The sequence below is a fragment of the Exiguobacterium sp. R-17 genome (assembly GCF_049913315.1).
GTDB lineage: Bacteria > Bacillota > Bacilli > Exiguobacteriales > Exiguobacteriaceae > Exiguobacterium_A.
In genome coordinates, this window is the sequence record NZ_CP184372.1 from 1694894 (window position 1) to 1714840 (window position 19947).

Annotated in this window: 15 protein-coding genes; 3 read left to right on the forward strand and 12 right to left on the reverse strand. The window is 44.5% G+C overall.

Going from position 1 to position 19947, the window contains the following annotated elements; genetic code table 11:
- Nucleotides 1–15: 15 nt before the first annotated feature.
- From ACN9MT_RS09160 to gltB, 8 genes are all read right to left on the reverse strand, one after another.
- Nucleotides 16–813 (reverse strand): hypothetical protein, encoded by a 798-nt coding sequence (locus tag ACN9MT_RS09160; protein WP_035407387.1) that lies wholly within the window; start codon nucleotides 811–813, stop codon nucleotides 16–18.
- A 246-nt stretch (nucleotides 814–1059) separates the two neighbouring features.
- Nucleotides 1060–2202 (reverse strand): mannitol-1-phosphate 5-dehydrogenase, encoded by a 1143-nt coding sequence (locus ACN9MT_RS09165; RefSeq protein ID WP_426272108.1) that lies wholly within the window; start codon nucleotides 2200–2202, stop codon nucleotides 1060–1062.
- A gap of 2 nt (nucleotides 2203–2204) precedes the next feature.
- Nucleotides 2205–2642 carry a PTS sugar transporter subunit IIA gene (locus tag ACN9MT_RS09170; RefSeq protein ID WP_200934376.1) on the reverse strand — a complete coding sequence of 146 codons (438 nt, stop codon included), beginning with the start codon at nucleotides 2640–2642 and terminating at the stop codon, nucleotides 2205–2207.
- 34 nt (nucleotides 2643–2676) lie between these two features.
- Complete coding sequence (locus tag ACN9MT_RS09175) at nucleotides 2677–4107, reverse strand: PTS mannitol transporter subunit IICB (protein ID WP_035407382.1); 1431 nt, start codon at nucleotides 4105–4107, stop codon at nucleotides 2677–2679.
- A gap of 194 nt (nucleotides 4108–4301) precedes the next feature.
- Nucleotides 4302–6314, reverse strand: coding sequence for a BglG family transcription antiterminator (locus ACN9MT_RS09180; RefSeq protein WP_426272109.1), 2013 nt, complete (start codon nucleotides 6312–6314; stop codon nucleotides 4302–4304).
- Nucleotides 6307–6600, reverse strand: coding sequence for a hypothetical protein (locus ACN9MT_RS09185; protein ID WP_290751047.1), 294 nt, complete (start codon nucleotides 6598–6600; stop codon nucleotides 6307–6309). Before ACN9MT_RS09185 ends, ACN9MT_RS09180 begins: the two co-directional genes overlap by 8 nt.
- A gap of 158 nt (nucleotides 6601–6758) precedes the next feature.
- Entirely contained in the window at nucleotides 6759–8225 is a 1467-nt protein-coding gene (locus ACN9MT_RS09190; RefSeq protein ID WP_426272110.1) for a glutamate synthase subunit beta, read from the reverse strand.
- Nucleotides 8222–12694 carry a glutamate synthase large subunit gene (gltB, locus tag ACN9MT_RS09195; RefSeq protein ID WP_426272111.1) on the reverse strand — a complete coding sequence of 1491 codons (4473 nt, stop codon included), beginning with the start codon at nucleotides 12692–12694 and terminating at the stop codon, nucleotides 8222–8224. The genes ACN9MT_RS09190 and gltB overlap by 4 nt, the downstream gene beginning before the upstream one ends.
- A gap of 294 nt (nucleotides 12695–12988) precedes the next feature.
- On the opposite strand from gltB, the gene ACN9MT_RS09200 reads away from it, so the two are divergent.
- Both ACN9MT_RS09200 and ACN9MT_RS09205 read left to right on the forward strand, forming a co-directional pair.
- The gene (locus ACN9MT_RS09200; RefSeq protein WP_035407369.1) at nucleotides 12989–13831 is read left to right on the forward strand and encodes a transporter substrate-binding domain-containing protein; all 843 of its coding nucleotides are present in this window, start codon (nucleotides 12989–12991) and stop codon (nucleotides 13829–13831) included.
- A 2-nt stretch (nucleotides 13832–13833) separates the two neighbouring features.
- Complete coding sequence (locus ACN9MT_RS09205; RefSeq protein WP_290784344.1) at nucleotides 13834–14511, forward strand: amino acid ABC transporter permease; 678 nt, start codon at nucleotides 13834–13836, stop codon at nucleotides 14509–14511.
- Between the two features lie 83 nt (nucleotides 14512–14594).
- On the opposite strand, the gene ACN9MT_RS09210 is transcribed toward ACN9MT_RS09205, so the two are convergent.
- Nucleotides 14595–16436: a putative bifunctional diguanylate cyclase/phosphodiesterase gene (locus ACN9MT_RS09210; protein ID WP_426272112.1), complete on the reverse strand. Its 1842-nt coding sequence runs from the start codon at nucleotides 16434–16436 to the stop codon at nucleotides 14595–14597.
- A 145-nt stretch (nucleotides 16437–16581) separates the two neighbouring features.
- Between ACN9MT_RS09210 and ACN9MT_RS09215 the strand changes: the two genes are divergently transcribed.
- A complete protein-coding gene (locus tag ACN9MT_RS09215; protein WP_056062089.1) occupies nucleotides 16582–17211 on the forward strand; it encodes an FMN-dependent NADH-azoreductase in 630 nt (209 codons plus the stop codon).
- Here ACN9MT_RS09215 and ACN9MT_RS09220 read toward each other — a convergent pair.
- From ACN9MT_RS09220 to ACN9MT_RS09230, 3 genes are read right to left on the reverse strand one after another with little or no spacing between them, the layout of a single operon-like run.
- Entirely contained in the window at nucleotides 17208–18083 is an 876-nt protein-coding gene (locus tag ACN9MT_RS09220; protein ID WP_035407359.1) for a helix-turn-helix domain-containing protein, read from the reverse strand. The genes ACN9MT_RS09215 and ACN9MT_RS09220 overlap by 4 nt on opposite strands.
- 28 nt (nucleotides 18084–18111) lie before the next feature.
- A complete protein-coding gene (locus ACN9MT_RS09225) occupies nucleotides 18112–18978 on the reverse strand; it encodes a helix-turn-helix domain-containing protein (protein ID WP_426272113.1) in 867 nt (288 codons plus the stop codon).
- Between the two features lie 36 nt (nucleotides 18979–19014).
- The gene (locus ACN9MT_RS09230; protein WP_426272114.1) at nucleotides 19015–19896 is read right to left on the reverse strand and encodes a helix-turn-helix domain-containing protein; all 882 of its coding nucleotides are present in this window, start codon (nucleotides 19894–19896) and stop codon (nucleotides 19015–19017) included.
- Nucleotides 19897–19947: the final 51 nt, after the last annotated feature.

A 19947-nucleotide genomic window follows, 5' to 3' on the forward strand; every position in this document is an offset into this window, starting at 1 on the left:
AGAAGAATTAAACCATCACGAACACTTATAAGACCGAATTGATCCATGAAGATCACAGATAACCGTCATACATTCATTCCCATCGTTAAAACAAATCTGATGTGATCGTCCATTCTTGGATGTCGTGATGTCATCAATCCACAGTTGCGAAGCATCTGCTGAAGACAGCATCGCGATTTTGTCGCGAATCATGAATAAATCAAACGGTAACAGATTCAAGGATTGAATCGTCAAACCATGTTTACGGAAGAGTGGATCAAGCTGATATTGCGAGAGACTGTACAAACACTTCTCGGCTCCACCAATCAACAACTGAATCGAATGGGAGGGTTCATGACTATCGATTCGCTCCTTATGCAGGATAATTCGTCCTCGAACACCAGACTCATTGAAAATTCGTTGCGTATCCTCTTGTGAAAGGCGTGGTCCACCTTCCTTAACCTTTAAGACGATGTGAGCGAATTCCGCGAAATCCGGTTTTCCGATTTCAAGCGCTGGGATATGACGAACTTCTTCACGTTCAATGATTTCAATCAAGTCACGCTCGACTTGGATGCTGACCGTATCTGTTGAAAAGACACGGACGTCGATCACGAATTGATCAAGTACCGCATTTACTTCGATCGTATACGTTAAATCTAGGTTTTTTTCTTGCTCAACCAACAATCGATTCAAGATAAGTTGATGCAATAAATGGACTGGTGTACGTGAAGAAAATTGACTCGAATAAATCAAATGCTTCGGTCCGGTTCCTTTTGTTGCTTTTGGTCGTGCTCCGTTTAATCTATATACATTCACTTTATAATTTAACATATGATCACCTTCTCTTACCTGAAAAATCGGAATAGAGATGTTCCGTTCATATAGCGTACAATGTATTTTAATCGCTAAATATTCGTTTTCGAATATTCCAAATTTAATATACAAATTGTAATCAAATTGTGATAGTAAGATTTTTAGAAACTGCTTTTTTCGTTGATACCAAGACATATTTAAATCGTAAACTAAAAACACCCTCCACAGATATGAAAGGTGTTCGGCTCACAGAGTTATTCATTCTTAAGCAATCGAATTGACTTGTTGTTGCATCGCTTCATAGTGTTCAACGATCCGAGATCCAAGTGGATCCGTTGCTGACAGTTGTAGATATGCGTTCAGCGCATCTTCGATTCCATGTTTCGTAATATACGCATTTAATTCTGAAGATTCTGAATCATTTGGATCGAAATAGGTTAGGGCTGCTGCAATCCCACGTGCTAATCCATCTGCTTCGATCCCACGCTCCATCAATTCCTTTGCTGGTTTGACAAGTCGGTCACTTGGACTCAATTTACGAATCGGTGAACGGGCGACACGAATGATTTCATCATGAATTCGCGGGTTTTCAAAGCGTTTCATATTCTTTTGGATGTACGCACTATGATCGACCGGATTAAAGCCGTACTTTTCAAGTAACAACCACCCTGTTTCGTAAAGTGCCGTCTGGACACCCCGACGGATGCGTGGATCTGTTAGACTTTCAGCGATCGTCTCTTTATGAAATAGTGCTCCGAGGTATGAAGCAATTGCATGTCCCGTGTTGACAGTGAACAGCTTCCGCTCGATGAACGGTTCAATATTCTCGACATAGGTGACGCCTTCGATCCGTGGATAGGCTTCCGGTAGTCCAGTCGTTTCGATCACCCATTCGAAGAATTCTTCCACTTCGACATACAACGGATCTTCGTGGTGCTGAAGTGGAACGATCCGATCAACTGCTGCATTCGGGAAATACCAATTCTCCGCTACCGGTTGATGTTTCGCCACCTCTGCTTGTAAGTGTTTTGACCCACCAATCATGTTTTCACACGCAATGACGTAGACAGGTGTCTGTTGATCCCGTTGACGTAACCCTTCCGCGATCAAAGGAGCTACTTTCGACAACAAGCTCGGTCCGACAGCTGTCGTGATTACATCTGCTTCACGAATCGCTGCAATGACCTGATCTGGTTCAGATAAACTGTTAAGTGCCGTCACGCCGTCGACCCGTTCACGCCCTCCTCTTTCAGAGGCATAACCCACCTCATAGGTATGTCGTGCTTTTAATGCATCGACGACCGTTGTATTGACATCTACGAAACAGACTTCGTAACCCGTCTTGACAAGTTGTAAGCCGATGAAACCACGTCCGATGTTACCGGCACCAAAATGGATGGCTTTCATGGTTACACCTCCGCTGTCAATAAGGCGATGATTTCTTCTTTTGATGTCGCTGCCACGATACGCTCGACGTTCTCCTCATCGGAGCAAATGACTGCGATATTTGATAACAACTCGAGGTGTTCATCACCGACGCCAGCGATGCCGATAACGAGTCGTGCTTGTTCCGTTCCGAACGCTACGCCTTGCGGTACTTGTAGAATCGATAGCCCCGTTTTCTTGACTTGTGATTTAGCCGACTCTGTTCCGTGGGGAATCGCGACATGGTTGCCAATGTAGACCGTTGATAAGGCATGACGTTCCTGCATTGAATCGATATACCCCGCTTCGACATATCCGTGATCGACGAGGAGTTGACCGGCAGCCGTAATGGCTGCCGTCTCGTCTGCGAATTGTTGATCAAGTAATACAAGTTCCGGTGAAAGGTTCATTGTCGTTGTCATGTTTATTCCTCCTTGAGTGTCTCTATCTTTATTTTTAAGAAATCTTATTCCGTGCTGTTTCGATCTCGTGGACGAGTTGATCATAATATCCGGCATTTAAGAAATTATCGACTGATCGGTGTTCTGCCGTTGGTACCTGTTCCTTCGCCCGCTCCGTCAAATCACGATGCGTGATGATCAGTTCGGCGTTTTGCGGCAATTGACTGATCGACGTATTCGTCACTTTAATGGGTAAGCCCGCTTTATTGATCTTATTGCGAAGGACGGATGCTCCCATCGCACTCGATCCCATACCAGCGTCACAAGCGAAGATGATATGTTCGACTTCCGCAAGTGGTTTGGCATCAGCTGAAACGAGTGTCGAGGCAATCGATTGTTTTCCTTTCATCGCACTGACGTTCGCACTCGCCTCTTCAAGCGACGTTTCTTTTGCCTTGCTAGTTTTTAGCAGGACAGTCGAGACAACAAATGTCACAGATGCTGAAACAAGTACACCTGCAATCAATCCGACGTAAGAACCGCGTGATGCCATTGCGAGGACCGCGATGATACTACCTGGTGAAGCGGGTGCGACTAATCCGACATCAAACAGGACGAAAGTGAGGATACCACTCATGCCACCTGCAATCATCGCAAGCAACAAGACTGGCTTCATCAAGACGTATGGGAAATAGATTTCGTGAATTCCACCGATGAATTGGATAAATGCTGCACCGGGTGCTGTCTTCTTCGCTGCACCAGAACCGAAGAACGAGTAAGCAAGTAACAATCCAAGACCTGGACCTGGGTTGGCTTCGAGTAAGAACAGAACTGATTTACCCGCCTCGTTTACTTGGTCGAGACCAAGCGGGCTTAAAATACCGTGGTTGATCGCATTATTTAAGAACAAGATTTTTGCCGGTTCGATGAACAAACTCGCTAATGGTAGCAAATGTGCGCTGACGATCGCACCAACTGCTGCGGCCATGATGTCGTCAAGACCTGTCATGAGTGGTCCGAATACTTTGAATCCACCGAGCATCAACAAACCACCGATGATTCCGACTGAGAAGTTATTGACGAGCATCTCGAGACCTGGTTTGACTTTTCCTTCAATTAACTGATCGAACTTTTTGATGACGTATCCACCAAGTGGTCCCATGATCATGGCACCGAGGAACATCGGAATCTCTGTTCCGACGATAACCCCCATCGTCGCAAGCGTCCCGACAACGCCTCCCCTGACGTCATGCATTAATTTCCCGCCCGTGTATCCAATCAGCAACGGTAAGAGATAGGTGATTGTCGGACCGACAAGTTCACCGAGTTCCTTATTCGGTGCCCATCCAGTCGGGATGAAGAGTGCCGTGATGATCCCCCAAGCGATGAATGCACCGATGTTCGGCATGACCATACCGCTTAAAAAGCTACCGAACCGTTGAACTTGTACACGGATACCCCGTGCTCCATTTTGAGCTGTCGCCATTGCGTTAGCCTCCATTTCGTGTATAAGTTGATAAGATGATTGCTTTGCTATGCCCTTATTGTAAGACCATTGCAAACGCTTACTCAATCTTTCCTAGTTCAGTCTTTGTCCAAGAAGTTGGACAGACTGGAAAGAAGCCTGCCTGATCTAAGAAAAAATCCCTGCCACTTCAAAGATCGAGTGACAGGGGTTTTTCAAGTATTGCCTAGGAATTGATCAATTACCGTTCGAAACGTTCGATTTAAAAGCAGACGAATTGCATGTTCCTCTCCGAACTCAAATTGATCCATTTGTTCGGGACTTTCAATGATTGCGGCACTAATCGAACTGAGTAATTCAAGCAGTTCGTTCGAGGTCTCTTCCGGTGCGACAAGGACAAGAAGCCGTTCGACGGATTGCAACTGTTGATCCATCCCGAGTAAGTCGATTGGTTCAGGCAATTCAAAAATGAGAAATCCTCCTCTTTGAATTGTCGCATCACGTCCGTGGAATAAAGCAAGCCGTGTTCCTGGAATACCAAGACCCGACATCTCATGACGACGCAACAATTGCGCCGAGAGTGAAACAGCTGATTTTGCTAATCCTTGATCGACCATTCGTGTGCTGATCTCAAACAATAACGATTCAATTCCATCGTCCACACGCTCCAACCGTTCCATTTGAAATCCGTTCGACACTTGAATCGACGATGCAACGAGCCGATGCAATTGCTCGAGATCGAGCCATTCTGTTTTCGTCTGCCGTGGTTCTGGTTGGAAGGATTTTGGTAAGGCAAGAATCAATTTTCGGATCCGTTCGACTTCATCCTGAGGGAGCAACGGGTTGACAAGAAGATGTGGTGGGCGGATGTCAGGCAACGGCACGGTCGATAAAACGAAGTCATACGATTCAATCGGTAACCGTTCAATGCCAAACAGCGACGAGTTATCGATATGTTCAAGTTCAGTAAATTCTTGCCGTAACCGATTCATCAATAACTTTGAAGAGCCGAGTCCAGCAGAGCAGACGACTAAAACGCGATATGGTAGTTTAGGTGTCGGTTTGCTGAGAACAGCCCCGAAATGCATGACCCAAAATGCTAAATCCACGTCTTCAAATGTCGCATCTGTGAAGATCGACAATGCTGCTTGTTTGACCGCATCGAACAGACGTGGATATTCCCGTTCAATTTGTTTGATGACATAGGACGGATTGACGCTATTTTGACGCGTATAGGATTGAATATGCGAAACGAGCCCCCGCTCCAAAGCATAATCTTTCGTAAAGTTCGTTCCATATAATAAAGAGACGTGTTCAATCAATCGTTTCACACGGAGACGTGTGACGAGTTCTTCCGTATCTCCTGCGTCCGATTGAAAAAACGCGCGCAACTCTTCTGATAACCATTGACGTTCGGCAATCGACAATGTGTCAGGTAATCGCTCTTCGACGCGTTCCACCCATTTGAGAATTTCGACTGGGTACGCTTTTAACTCGTAACGCATCGGAAACTGATCTTTGCGCAACGCTTGTAAAGCTAAGCTGAGTGTGGCACGCATGATTTGTCGGTCATTGAGACGTCCTTCTTTCGTCAACGGTGCAATGACTGCATACGCTTGATTGATCATCTCAAGCCATGATGTTCGGTTCATTTGTAACAGATGGGGTAACTGATCGACATCTCCTTGCAACAACCGATAGAAAGCAAGAACATCCCATTGTGTAAAGATCAATGAGATCAATAAGCGTCGTTTGTTGATCTCTTCGCCGATGACTTCGGCACCAATGCCTTTTTTGCGCTTGATTTCAAGGTCATATTGCATAAACCACTCATCAATCCGCTCTAAATCCTGGCTGATCGTACTCGGTGCCACGTACATCGCATGGGCGATCGCCTGTAATTTGACCATCCCGTCTTCTTGCAGTAGCCGATACGCTAACTCGACTTGGCGATCCTCAGCAGTCGGTAATTGTTTGTGTGATAACAATAATTGGTCCCGTAGTAAGTGTTTGGCTTCATCCGTTCCCTCAATCAACAGACCTCTACCGCGGACATATGTCAAACGTAACTCATGGTCTTCTAAAGACTGGGCAAGACGATCCCGTTCACGCTGAATCGTTCGTTCCGATGTCTCGAGCGTTTCCGCGATTTCTTGTATTTGAACAGGTTCCTCACGTGATAAGAGGAAAAATAAGATATCGTGTTCCCGTGGTGTGAATTCAGTCATGTAGCCTCACTCTTTTCCGCCAAGATTCGAGGATGACGTCATATGCAGTCGGATCCAGAATCCGATCGACTGGATGAACAGAACAATACGCTTTCCAGACGTGTCGATGGATAAGTTGTGCTTCTCCGACGATAAAAGATGCCTGATCAGGAAGATCTACGATTCGACATGTCTTGACGTCTGTCGTAATCCCACATTCAAGTAAGCGTTTTCTAAAAATCGTAGCCGCTATGACACTACTTGCCATTCCACTCTCGCATACGAAATAGATGATTTCTGGATTCATCCGTCATTCCTCCCCTTCATTTTATAAGAATATCAGAAATAGTTTCGGGGTTTTACCTTGAAACAAAATCAATAGTTATTTTTGAACTGGCAGATTTCCTTGCCAAACACAAAAAAGCCTGGATTTCTGAAGATGCCAGAAAATCCAGACTGCGTGATTTAGCCAGTTTGTTGCATTGTTCTTAAATATTGACCGACGGCTTCCGCCACTTCACGACCTTCTCGAATTGCCCAGACAATGAGCGATTGACCACGTCGTGCGTCACCTGCGGCAAATACACCTGAACGGTTCGTCGCATAACGAATCGTCTTGATTTTTCCGCGTTCCGATGCAACCGCTAAATGCTCGAGTATACGCTCTTCCACACCGCTGAATCCGATAGCGATCCAGACTTGATCGACCGGGAAGTAACGATCGCTCCCTTCGATTTCCTCAAAGATCACCGCACCCGATTCATTTTTTGTTTTTGTCGTCTGAATCGTCCAGACACCGGTGACTTGACCCGATTCACTTGTCGTGAATCGCTTGATGGCGATCAAGTATTCACGGGGATCTCGACCGAATTGTTGGAATGCTTCCGCATATCCATAATCGATCGAATAAAGCAAAGGTGTATCCGGCCACATGTTTCCTGTTGCACGTGTCGTACCTGGTTGTTCATGCTTGCCGAATTGGACGACGGAGCGGCAGCGTTGACGGAGCGCCGTCGCTACACAGTCCGCTCCTGTATCGCCGCCACCAATGACAAGAATATCCTTATCTCTCGCATCGTGATCAGGAGACAACGGTTCTTTCGAGAGCACGTGGCGTGTCACTCCAGTCAGATAATCCATCGCATAACCGACTCCTTGCGTTGGTGCTTCTGTCAATTTTCGTGGTTCCGTCGCACCGACACACAAGATTACAGCATCATACTCTGCTTCAAGTGTCTCGAGCGTGATATCTGTGCCGATCGTAACATTCGTCCGAAAGTGGATTCCTTCTGCTTCAAGCAAATCAACACGACGCTGTACGACCTCTTTATCGAGTTTCATCGCTGGTATACCGTATGTCAAAAGCCCGCCGACGCGGTCCTCTCGTTCAAAGACGGTGACCTGGTGCCCTGCTTGATTCAGCTGATCAGCAGCTGCAAGACCGGCAGGACCAGATCCGACGATGGCAATAGAATGCGACGAACGTATCATTGGAATTCGAGGCACGACCCATCCTTTTTCAAACCCGATATCAATGATCGATCGTTCAATATCCTTGATTGCAACTGCAGGTTCATGAATTGATAACGTACACGATCCTTCGCACGGCGCTGGGCAGACGCGACCCGTGAATTCAGGAAAATTGTTCGTCTCAAGCAGTCGATCGAGGGCCTCTTGAAAACGTCCTTCTTCTACAAGTAAATTCCATTCTGGAATTAAGTTATAGACTGGACAACCAATCTTCACTTGATCAAATACTTCCCCTACATGGCAAAACGGGGTGCCACAATCCATACATCGACTTGCTTGTTGACTCGCTTCCGCTTCCGTCAAAGCCGTCTTGTATTCACTAAAATCCCCCACCCGTTCGCTTGGGTGTCGTTCCGCTCCGCTTGAACGAGCAACTGTCATGAATTGATCGCGTCGTTTCATCGTACTCCTCCTGTTCTTCGACCAAGATGTGTCTCGAATGCGAGTAACATCGCTTCTTCAGTGTTATGTCCTTGTTTTGCGAAATCAGCCATCAATGTCGTCACTTTCTCGTACGTCGATGGAATGACGCGGATGAACGAATGGATGACATGATCCCAGTTCGCTAGAATCGCATCGCCCTGCTCACTTCCGGTCCGTTCGACGTGCCGCTCGATGAACGTCTTCAGTCGCGTGATCTCTTCGGCATGCGTGACGGGTCCAGTCGAGACGAGTTCGCGGTTGACACGTTGTAAAAATTGTTCGGGATTACGCGGTAAGACATAAGCGACACCGCCTGACATACCGGCTGCAAAGTTTTTTCCGATATCGCCAAGGACAACGACAGATCCACCGGTCATATACTCGAGTCCATGGTTGCCGATTCCTTCGACGACGGCAACGGCTCCACTATTTCGAACCGCAAATCGCTCACCTGCCTGACCGTTCACATAGAGTTCTCCACTCGTCGCCCCGTAAAGTGCGACGTTACCGATGATCGACTGATCGGACGAGACGAACGAAATCGAACGTGGAGGATGAACGGCAATGATACCGCCGGACAACCCTTTCCCTACATAATCATTCGCTTCTCCCGTGACATCAAGCGTCATCCCACGTGGGAGATACGCACCTAAACTTTGCCCGGCAGATCCCTGCAGTTCAAGTTTCAATCGATCCGTCGGAAGACCAAGTGCCCCAAATCGTCTGGTCAGCATCGCACCGGTCTGCGTGCCAATCGCACGGTCTGTATTTTGAATCGTTAAACGTAGTGTCTGTGGTTGACTGAAATCTGCCGACTCTAAATACGGTGCGACTTCACGGGCGTCAAAGGAACGCTCGACGTGATGCTGTTGTTGTTCAGCCGGACCGTGTGACACATGAACGAGGAGACGAGAGAAATCAAGACTTTTCGCCTTCCAATGCGTTCGTTGTCGTTCCGATGGTTCGAGTAAATCCGTACGCCCTACGAGATCTTGCAACCGTCTCACACCGAGCTTTGCTAAATGTTCTCGTACTTCCTCAGCGATAAATGTCATGAAATGGACGACGTCATCAGCAGATCCGGTAAATTTCTTGCGGAGCTCTGGATCCTGTGTCGCGACACCAACAGGACACGTATCGAGATGACACGCACGCATCATGATACAGCCGACAGCGATAAGTGGTGCTGTCGCAAACCCATATTCATTCGCTCCGAGCATTGCTGCGAGGATGACATCACGACCGGTCAATAGCTTTCCGTCCGTCTCAAGAACGACACGCTCGCGTAACCCGTTTAATGTCAACGTTTGATGTGTTTCAGCAAGACCGAGTTCCCATGGCAGTCCGGCATGTTGAATACTCGTCTTAGGTGAGGCACCCGTTCCGCCGTCATGACCACTGATGACGATAACATCTGCTAACCCCTTCGCAACGCCAGCAGCAATCGTTCCAACGCCTCCTTTGGCGACGAGTTTGACGCTAATCCGGGCTTGATCGTTCGCACGTTTTAAGTCATGAATCAACTGGGCTAAATCTTCAATTGAATAGATATCATGGTGTGGAGGTGGTGAGATCAATCCAACACCAGGTGTCGATGCACGCACCCGTGCGATCCATGGATAGACTTTTTCACCGGGTAATTGACCGCCTTCACCGGGCTTCGCACCTTGTGCCACCTTGATTTGTAATTCGTCGGCATGTACCAGATAATGACTCGTCACTCCAAAACGACCAGAGGCGATTTGTTTGATTCGGCTCATCCGGAAGTCACCATTTTCATCCCGTTCGTATCGTTCTTCTTCCTCCCCACCTTCACCACTGTTACTTTTACCACCTAAGCGGTTCATCGCGATCGCAAGCGTCTCGTGCGCTTCTTTTGATAACGAACCGTATGACATCGCACCCGTCTTGAAGTATTTGACGATTTCGCTGACAGGCTCAACTTCTTCGATCGGGATCGCCGTCGTCTCCTTGAACGTCAACAGATGTCGTAGCACCGTTGCTGGTTCCTCCTGAATGCGTTGTGCGTACTTTTGATAGAGCCGGTAATCATTTGTGCGGCATGCGTGTTGCAACAAATGAATCGTCGCTGGATTAAACGCATGATGTTCTCCTGCTTGACGGTACCGGAAGACACTGCCGGACTCTAAATGAATCCGTTCATCTGCAACCTGTTGTGCTCGTCGGACTTCTTCTTCCATCAGCTCAAGCGTCATCCCACTCAATTGAGAGACCGTGCCAGTGAAATGCTGTTCGATGACAGAGCGATCGATTCCGACTGCTTCAAAGATTTGAGCACCCCGATAACTGAAGATCGTCGAAATGCCCATCTTCGACATGACTTTGACGACGCCTTCCGTGACTGCTTTTTGATAACGTTTGGCTACATCCGTAAAACGATCCCCTACTGCTTCTTCAAGCGTCGCATATGCAAGGTACGGATAAATCGCATCCGCACCATACCCGATCAACGTGGCGACATGATGGACTTCACGAATTTCTCCACCTTCAACGATCAAGCTGAGATTTGTACGTAATCCCTTACGAATCAGCGCATGATGAATCGCACTCGTTACTAAGAGGATTGGCATCGGTAATGTTCCAGGGCGAACGAGACGATCCGATAACGTCAATAATTCATACCCGTTTTGTGCAGCGGTCACAGCCTCATCAACGATCATGTCAAGCGCTTCTTCAAGCGAGTCGGTGAACGTCGTTGAGATCGTTTTCTGCTTAAGTCCACATTGTTTAAGCACATGGGCTTCGTCTGGTCGCAGGATCGGCGTCTCTAAGCGAACACGACGACAGTTCGCACGGTTCGGCGTCAGCAGCTCCCCTTGTCGACCAAGCCATGTTAGCGTCGAGGTGACGATCTCTTCGCGTAACGCATCGATCGGTGGATTCGTGACTTGTGCGAATAGCTGTTTGAAATAACGGAACAAGGATTGAGGACGTTCACTTAAGACCGCTAGCGGTATGTCCGTTCCCATCGCGCCTAACGGATCCTTTTGTTCTTCGACGAGTGGAATCAAGTATTGATCGATATCTTCACGCGTATATCCAAAATGCCGCTGTTTCGTTCCAAGTTCAATGAGTGTTTCCTTGAAGTCGTTACTTGAGAGAGAAACGACTTCTTGAGCGAGCCACTCCGCGTAAGGATGACGTGTCGCTAGCTCCCGCTTGATCTCTTCATCTGCGATTAACTGACCGGACGCAAAATCGAGTAAAAGGAGTTCACCCGGTGCTAATCTTTTTTTGTACAAAATGTCTTGTTCACGAAGAGGGAGTACTCCTGCTTCTGACGACAACATGAAGTGACCATCGCGTAACAATACATATCGCGCCGGGCGTAAACCGTTTCGGTCAAGCGTCGCACCAATCTGTTTTCCGTTCGTGAAGACGATGGCAGACGGACCATCCCACGGTTCCATCATGCTACTGTGATACTCATAGTACGCGCGCTTCGCCGGTCTGATTTCGGCATGTTCGAATGGTTCCGGCACGAGCATCAGTGCTGTCTCAGCGAGAGAAAGACCTGACAGATGAAGAAACTCAAACGCATTATCAAGCATTGATGAGTCGCTACCTGTCTCATCCAATATCGGCAACACTTCCTCTGCCCGATTACCGTACGTCGTCTCAGCAAGTCGACGTTCTCGACCGCGCATTGCCCGAATGTTTCCTTGCAACGTATTGATTTCGCCATTGTGAATCAAATAACGGTTTGGATGGGCACGTTTCCAACTTGGGAACGTGTTCGTACTAAAACGTGAATGTACAATACCAAAGCCTGACTGATAGCGTTCGTCTCGTAAATCATCAAAGTACGCACGCAGTTGATCCGTCGTCACGAGTCCTTTATACACGATTGTTTCACTCGAGCTACTCAAGACGTATTGCTCAAGACCGAGTTGCTCCGATTCACGTTCAAACGCTCGTCGAATCAAAAAAAGTGTTCGTTCAAATGTCAATCCTTCCATCGCCTGTGCACCAATGAAGCATTGACGAATGACTGGCTCCGTACGACGTGCACCTGATCCAAGCACTTCGGACCGAACAGGTACGGTCCGCCACCCTAATACGTCTTGCCCTTCTGTCAAAATGATTGACTCTAACGTTCGTTCGAGTCGCATCCGTTCCCGTTCCTCACGTGGCAAGAACATCATGAAAACGCCATAATCCCCTTTTTTAGGGAAGGAAATGTGCCGAACCGTTTCACGAAACAACCGATCTGGTAATTGCGTTAAAATACCCGCCCCGTCTCCAGTCTTCGCATCACTCCCTTGTCCACCACGGTGTTCCATTTGACAAAGCATGGCCAATGCATGTTCAACGATTTCATGACTCGCTCGTCCTGTTTGATGTGCGTAAACCCCGATCCCACACGCATCATGTTCCATACGAGGGTCGTATAAGCCCTGCTGTTCAGGGTATTTATGAAATGTCATAGTAGCACTCTCCTTGCCTTCTTAATTTTCTGTATATTCAGTTAAGTTACACTTTACACCCTTTTATGTTTATTCGCTACTATGCATAATCACCATCTTGTCCACCCTCAGGAGGTAGAATTACCATATATCAACATTGATAACGCTTACATATACTTGGATATTCATTCAATATTTTTTTTAATTAAATCCAACACTTTATGCGCGTATTGCTTTGCCCGAACATGTGATTCCGTGGTATTTTTAAGTAGGAACAGCGTTACTGATTACGGAAATAAAGAGAGGAACAATACGATGAAAAAAACAATGCAATGGACGGGACTCTTGATTGCAGGAAGCTCGATTCTATTAAGCGCATGCGGTCAACAAGACGAGAAAGCAACCGCATACGATAAAATCCAAAAAGAAGGCACAATCGTCGTCGCAACAGCAGGTACACTTTACCCGACGTCCTATCATGATGAAAAAAGTAATAAATTGACGGGGTTTGACGTTGAAGTCGTCAAAGAAGTAGCCAAACGTCTTGATTTGAAAGTAAAGTTCAAAGAGATGTCTTTCGACGGTATGTTGACAAGCGTTAATACAGGTCAAGTTGACCTTGCGGCTAACGACATTACGATCACAGATGACCGTAAAGAAAAATTCGCTTTCTCAAAACCATATAAATATACGTATGGTACGGCAATCGTCCGTAAAAGTGATTTGTCAGGCATCAAGTCTCTAGAAGATCTAAAAGGAAAAAAAGCTGCCGGAGAAGCAACAACGACGTATATGCAGATTGCTAAAAAATACGGTGCAAAAGAAGTCACTTACGATAATGCGACGAACGATCAATATCTACGAGATGTCTCAAATGGTCGCACAGACGTCATCTTGAATGATTATTACTTGCAAACACTGGCTGTCGATTTCTTCAAAGACTTCGATATCACGATTCATCCGGACATCGCCTATAATCCGAGCCAAGTCGGTTTAATCATGGATTTAGACAATAAAGAACTTCAATCCAACATTAACGAACAACTCGATAAAATGAAGGAAGACGGTACATTAAAAGATATTTCGAAGCAATTTTATGCCGGAAAAAATGTTTCCCAAATGCCTGACGTCAAAACGACGATTGTCGATGTGAACTAACGATGTCATCGATTGATTGGCGGTCCGTCTTCAATCCTGAATTGGCGGTTGATTCGTTTCCATATATTTTAAGTGGACTTGGACAAACATTATGGATTTCTTTGCTCAGCATGGCGATTGGTCTTGGAATTGGGTTAATTCTTGCGCTTTGTCGTCTCTCTCATTTTCGAGTATTGCGTATTGGAGCGAGCGCCTACATCTCATTTATGCGTGGTGTACCCATCCTTGTGCTATTGTTCATGTTGTATTTCGGGCTGCCAGTCATCAATATTCAACTGAACGCGTTGACCGCTGCGATTACTGGTTTTAGTTTGAATAGTGCGGCATACATGGCAGAAATCATTCGTTCTTCCTTACTCTCGATTGATCGTGGGCAGGAAGAGGCAGCAGCGTCCCTCGGTTTATCTAGGTATCGGACGTTTGTTGGCATCATTTTGCCGCAAGCGATTCGAATTGCCATCCCACCGCTTTCGAACGTCTTGCTAGATCTTGTCAAAGCTTCGTCGCTTGCTGCCATGATTACTGTCCCTGAAATTTTTCAAAAGGCAAAAATCGTTGGTGGGCGTGAATTCGACTATATGACCGTCTATTTTGTCGTTGCGTTCATTTACTGGGGTATATGTTCATGTATCGCAGTCATCCAAGAGATTCTCGAGCGTCGTTTTGCCCGGTATCTCTGATTTATTATCTCGTATATGGTAATACAAACAGGCGATGGACATGATCCTTCGCCTGTTTGTATTTTCAATTGTTTGATATCTGTTTAGCCTTCTCGATACATGGCTAAAAAATGTTCTAATTGTTGCGGCTGTAGCGGTCGAAAGAATAGATATCCTTGCAACGTATGACAACCCATCTGTTCGAGCAATGTTGCCTCTTCTTCAAGTTCGATTCCTTCTGCTACGATTGTCATATTTAATCGTTTTCCTAATTGAATGATCGTCTCGATCATTGCTCGTTTCCTTTCAGAATGAATCGCTTCTTGAACGATTTCTTTTGGAATTTTCAATTGATCGAACGGTAGTTCCACGAGTGGTTGCATGGATGAGAATCCAGTTCCAAAATCATCAAGAGCGATTCGAACGCCATACAAATGGAGTGCGTTTAATGTTTCGATAATTTGCTCGGTTCCTTCGATAAAGATATGTTCTGTCATCTCGATTTCAAGTAGTGATGGAGGAAAACCTGTTTGCTTTAATATAGTGAGCACTCGATTCGTAAAATCAGCTTGTCGTAATTCCCACGGTGAAACATTAACCGAAATCGTCAGAGGTTCCTTCCCTTCCTCCAACCAAGCTTTTCCTTGAAGACAGGCTTGACGCATGACCCATCGCCCTAATGTCTCAATAAATCGTGTTCTTTCCGCGAGTGGAATGAACTCAACTGGTGGAACAAGACCGTATTCCGGATGATTCCAACGAATTAAAGCCTCTACACCTGTAATTTGACGCGTTCTCGCATTGACTTGAGGTTGAAATAAAATAAAGAAGTCTCGATCCAATTCTGCATCATATAAATCGCGCGTTAACTGGAGTGCTCGCTTCCGTTCATTTTGTGTTGCTAAGTCTGTGATCGCATACGTGTTCTTTCGATTTGCTTTGGCTGTAAATAATGCAATCTCCGCGTCATTGATGACATGGTCCGTCGATTCATCATTAATATAGGAAACACCAATACTCGCAGTAACATTGATTTGCTTAAAGTCAATTTGTACCCGTTCTGATACACTTGATAAAATATCGTCACAGAGGACTCGTGCATCATGATGATAAGGCGCATGCAGTAAAAAAGCACTACCGCTCGCTTTCGCAATCGTACAATCTGAAAAACGATTCATCAATCGTCGACCAATGATGTGTAATGAACGGTCACCAGTTCGGTAACCGAATGCATCATTTACTGTTTTAAAATCATCCAAATCCACGAGACAAATCATATCGCCATCTTGTTTTTTCTTATCTACTTCAATGACAAACGAAGAGCGGTTTGGTAAACCTGTCACGGGATCCGTAAATGCTTGTTCCTGTAAACGGGCTAAGTATTCAATATTTCGTTCAAGACGGGTAACATATTGATTATGGATCAGTAAACTAATGATCGTCGCAATCAAGATAAGTCCAATACGCGCGATGTGATCGGATACAAACATCGAAGTGTTTTCAAGTGATGGAGTTTGATACCAAATATAAAGAAGAGAAACCGTCGTGATGCTTGTTGCGTACAGTAGCATCGTTCGGTTGATGACGACTAAGGAAGCTAATATGAATAGAAGGGCACATGCCCAAACTGTCTGGACTCCCCTACCGATGAATGGATGATAAATATATGGAATCAATAAAAAAACGCTAGACATCATATGTGGCTTTAGTCGGTCTGACAATGTACTTTTACCGATGAAGTATTGAACACTCCCAGCACTCGCAATGACAAGTGCACGTATCCAATCCTCCCCTTTCAAACCATAACTACTAAATGTATTGGCAACGATATATAAAACGGCACCACAACTCGTCAAAATAAAAATGATCATCCCGAACAATTGATAATTTGCCCGAATTTCTCGATGATATTGCTGACTATTGGAAGAACGTCGTTGTGTGTTCACCGCCATCCCCTCTTTCAAGTTCCTGTCGTTTATTTTCCTTATCAGAACCAAAATAAAACTTGAATTTTCTAAAAATAATAAAATAATGGGAAGTCATGATTTTAAGCAAAATGGGAATAGATAGGTATAGAAAGGAGCGATCACTATGTCTCATTTACTATTCATCGAAGCAAACGATAGCACACATCAAAAAAAAGGCATTAGTTCTGAATTAAACGATGCCTTTCTGAATGCTTATCGTGAAAATCATCCTGAGGACAAAATTACGGTTTTGAATTTATTCGAAGAACGTCTTCCCTTCTTTGATCTAAAACTTGCGAACGCGGCAGGGCGGCTATTTAAAGGGGAAGAATTAACTGGAGATGATGCGACTCATGCACAACGGCTTCAAGAATATCTAAACGGATTCTTAGATGCCGATAAAGTTGTCTTTTCATTTCCGATGTGGAACTTAACGGTTCCGGCACCGCTTCACAATTACATGGATTATCTCGCCCAGGCTGGTCAAACATTTCGTTATACAGCCGAAGGTTCGATCGGACTTGTTGAAGACAAACAAGTGCTGTTGATTCATTCACGCGGTGGTGATTACTCGACAAAAGAGAAAGCCCCAAGTGAACACGCGGTTCGCTATATGTTAGACTTGTTAGCATTCTTTGGGATCAATGATGTATCAACTGTCATCTTAGAAGGACATCAGCAATACCCCGATCGTGCATCTGAATTGATCGAACAAGCGCTTCAAGAGTGCCGACAATTCGGTCGTTCGTTTTAAATTGGGAATAGAACATACTCTGCATATTCTTCCAGAAGACGTTTTTCATGAATCGGCATATCAAATGCACAAAATAAAGAATAGGCCATCGTAAAATCACGCTGGATATCTGAGAGATCACCATTTAATTGCTGCTTAAAGTACCCCCTTTGAAAGTAAAAGTGACCTAAGAAATGACCGTCTTCCAACTGAAGACTCTCCTGAATACCTTGTTCGGTGATTTTTAGACCGGCAAGGTATTTTTTTTGCAGTGAAAGTTGTTGTCCATAATTATATAAAATCTTGATTCGAACTTTTTTTAATTCGATCGTTTCGTATTTTGCTTGAATCAAATTCTGAAAAAGATCATCCGCTAATTCAAAGTCACCGTGTTCGACATACAGATTCGCCATCCCCATCTGAATCCGTAGATACAAGGTAGCTGATTCAAACCAGAGTTGTTCTTTATTTAGTAACCGTTCGAGCGATTGAACAGCTTTTAAGTAATGAATTTGACCACTTCTTTCCTGCACGATGACTTGATAATATCTTGCTAAATTACGTACCTGTTCATATTCAGTTGTAGACAGTACGTGTTCGCTCAATTTCAGAGCATCTACATATTGATTAGTACGTAACAAGTCCGCTAATTGTTCATCATATGATTGAAAGACATCACTTCGTAAATGATCTTGAAACAACATCGATAATGGTACTTTCAGCCGTTTTGCCACTTGTTGGAGTAAATCAATGGTAGGTGAATTTTTACCGTTTTCGACTTTACTAATTTCAGCTTGGCTACAGATGCCTTCACATAATTCTGCTTGTGTGATCTTTTTTTCTTTTCGAAGTCGCTTGATTTCATAGCCAATGGAGACGGGTAAATGATTCAAATTATACTCCTTTCTTTTACTTCCATGATTACATTTGAAAGTAGAGAAACTGGTTTTTTCCTTTTAATACTAGCGCGGCATGATTTTCATTACCAAAAGCAGTAAAAAGAGAATAAGCGTAGGTAAACGCGTCACGAATATCACGTTCTGCGTAACTCAATTCTTCATAGAAACATCCCTTTTGATAAAAGAAGTGTCCTAACATCGCTGTATCTTTTCGCTCAACGGATAAGGCGATTCCTTTTTCAGTAATCTCTAACCCTGTTAGAAAATCATTTTGAAAATAGAGCTGTTGCGCATGATTATATAAAATTTTACATTGTAACTTTTTCAGCGTATCCGTCGAGTAATCATAGGTTAGTAATTCTTGATAAATTTTTCTTGCGTACGGATACTGACTGTTTAAATAATAATAGTTTGCAACAGACATCCGGATACGTAAATAAAGAACAGGGTACTCTGTTTCCATTTGTTGTTCATCCGATAACCGAAGCAACTGTGAGATACATGTTCGATAATCGATATCTTTTTTCCCTTCGCGAGCGACCCATTCAAAATAACGAATCAATAACTGAACGGAAGGAGGAAGACTAGTTGGTAAACATCTCATGAAATCAAGCATTTCATCATAACGACGTTGTCTAGAAAAGTCCGCTAGTTGTACCTCATAGCGCTGAAATAGTTTTACTTCATTTGAATCGATGAAAATCTGATCCATTGAAATATGTAACTTTTGAGACAAACGCTGAACAAGATCAATTGTTGGTATAGTTTTCCCATTTTCAATCTTACTTAATTCAGCTTGACTGCATACATCCTTCGCTAATTCTTTTTGTGTCAACTTCCTCTCGATCCGTAGTTGTTTGATCTGTTTACCAAATGATTCAATACGCAACGTTTCTCCTCTTTTCTCGTTTGTTAAGCAATGACCTCATTCAGGTATAGACTGCAAAAAAGAACGTTTCACCTCTAGAACGATGTCAGCATATTGTTTCATCTGAAAGGCAGAGAATAATTCGTAGGCCATCGTATAATCATGTTTCGTCTGCAAGATATCTACACCCATTCGCTCATGAAATTCACCACGTTGATAATAGAAGTGCGCTAAATAGGATGTCTGTTTCAATTTTCGACTGAGCAGTATCCCTTCCTCGATGATACGAAGTCCCTTTTCTGGCTGATTGACTTTATATAATAATTTCGCATAATTATAAAGAATCTTAAGTCGTTCTTCTTTTAAACCGCTAATTTCTGTCGTGAACTGTAATACGTCAGTATATATTTTTTCTGCTTGTTGATACTGTTCGCACTCCGCATATAAAATGGATAGTGCCATCTTGACTCGAAAGTAAAGAATCGGATCCTGCACCTGTAAACCTTCTTGATCGATCAATCGTGCAAATAAGACTGAGGTCGTTCGATAATCAACGTGCTGTTGCCGGTAGGCGATCACGATTTCATAGTATCTCATTATTCGCCTTACTTCGTCAGAAGATCGACTGGATGAGACTTGTTTCATTACACGAAGGCATTTATCAAATTTATTTTCTCGTACTAACTTACGAAGTGCTTGGTCAAGAATACGAGCTTGTTCCAAACGATGTTCAGCACCATCTTTAACGAGTTCGGACATAGGAACACAAAGTTTTATAGCAAGTTGCTGTAATAATTCAACGGTCGGCATCACCTTACCGTTTTCAATTTTACTAATTTCAGCCTGACTACAGATCCCTGTACTAATGTCTTTTTGTGATACGTTGTTCAAACGTCGATAAAATTTCAGTGTCTCCCCAATTGGATGTACGTTTTTCATATTATCACCTCTCACTACTCATTTGATTGCACTTTTAATAAAAAAACCTTC

Excerpts from the sequence above, each read along its gene's own strand:
- ACN9MT_RS09190 (WP_426272110.1), bottom strand. The coding sequence starts at position 8,225 with ATGAAACGACGCGATCAATTCATGACAGTTGCTCGTTCAAGCGGAGCG.
- ACN9MT_RS09205 (WP_290784344.1), top strand. The coding sequence starts at position 13,834 with ATGTCATCGATTGATTGGCGGTCCGTCTTCAATCCTGAATTGGCGGTT.
- ACN9MT_RS09200 (WP_035407369.1), top strand. The coding sequence starts at position 12,989 with ATGAAAAAAACAATGCAATGGACGGGACTCTTGATTGCAGGAAGCTCG.
- ACN9MT_RS09185 (WP_290751047.1), bottom strand. The coding sequence starts at position 6,600 with ATGAATCCAGAAATCATCTATTTCGTATGCGAGAGTGGAATGGCAAGT.
- gltB (WP_426272111.1), bottom strand. The coding sequence starts at position 12,694 with ATGACATTTCATAAATACCCTGAACAGCAGGGCTTATACGACCCTCGT.
- ACN9MT_RS09180 (WP_426272109.1), bottom strand. The coding sequence starts at position 6,314 with ATGACTGAATTCACACCACGGGAACACGATATCTTATTTTTCCTCTTA.
- ACN9MT_RS09215 (WP_056062089.1), top strand. The coding sequence starts at position 16,582 with ATGTCTCATTTACTATTCATCGAAGCAAACGATAGCACACATCAAAAA.
- ACN9MT_RS09170 (WP_200934376.1), bottom strand. The coding sequence starts at position 2,642 with ATGACAACGACAATGAACCTTTCACCGGAACTTGTATTACTTGATCAA.
- ACN9MT_RS09230 (WP_426272114.1), bottom strand. The coding sequence starts at position 19,896 with ATGAAAAACGTACATCCAATTGGGGAGACACTGAAATTTTATCGACGT.
- ACN9MT_RS09175 (WP_035407382.1), bottom strand. The coding sequence starts at position 4,107 with ATGGCGACAGCTCAAAATGGAGCACGGGGTATCCGTGTACAAGTTCAA.
- ACN9MT_RS09160 (WP_035407387.1), bottom strand. The coding sequence starts at position 813 with ATGTTAAATTATAAAGTGAATGTATATAGATTAAACGGAGCACGACCA.
- ACN9MT_RS09165 (WP_426272108.1), bottom strand. The coding sequence starts at position 2,202 with ATGAAAGCCATCCATTTTGGTGCCGGTAACATCGGACGTGGTTTCATC.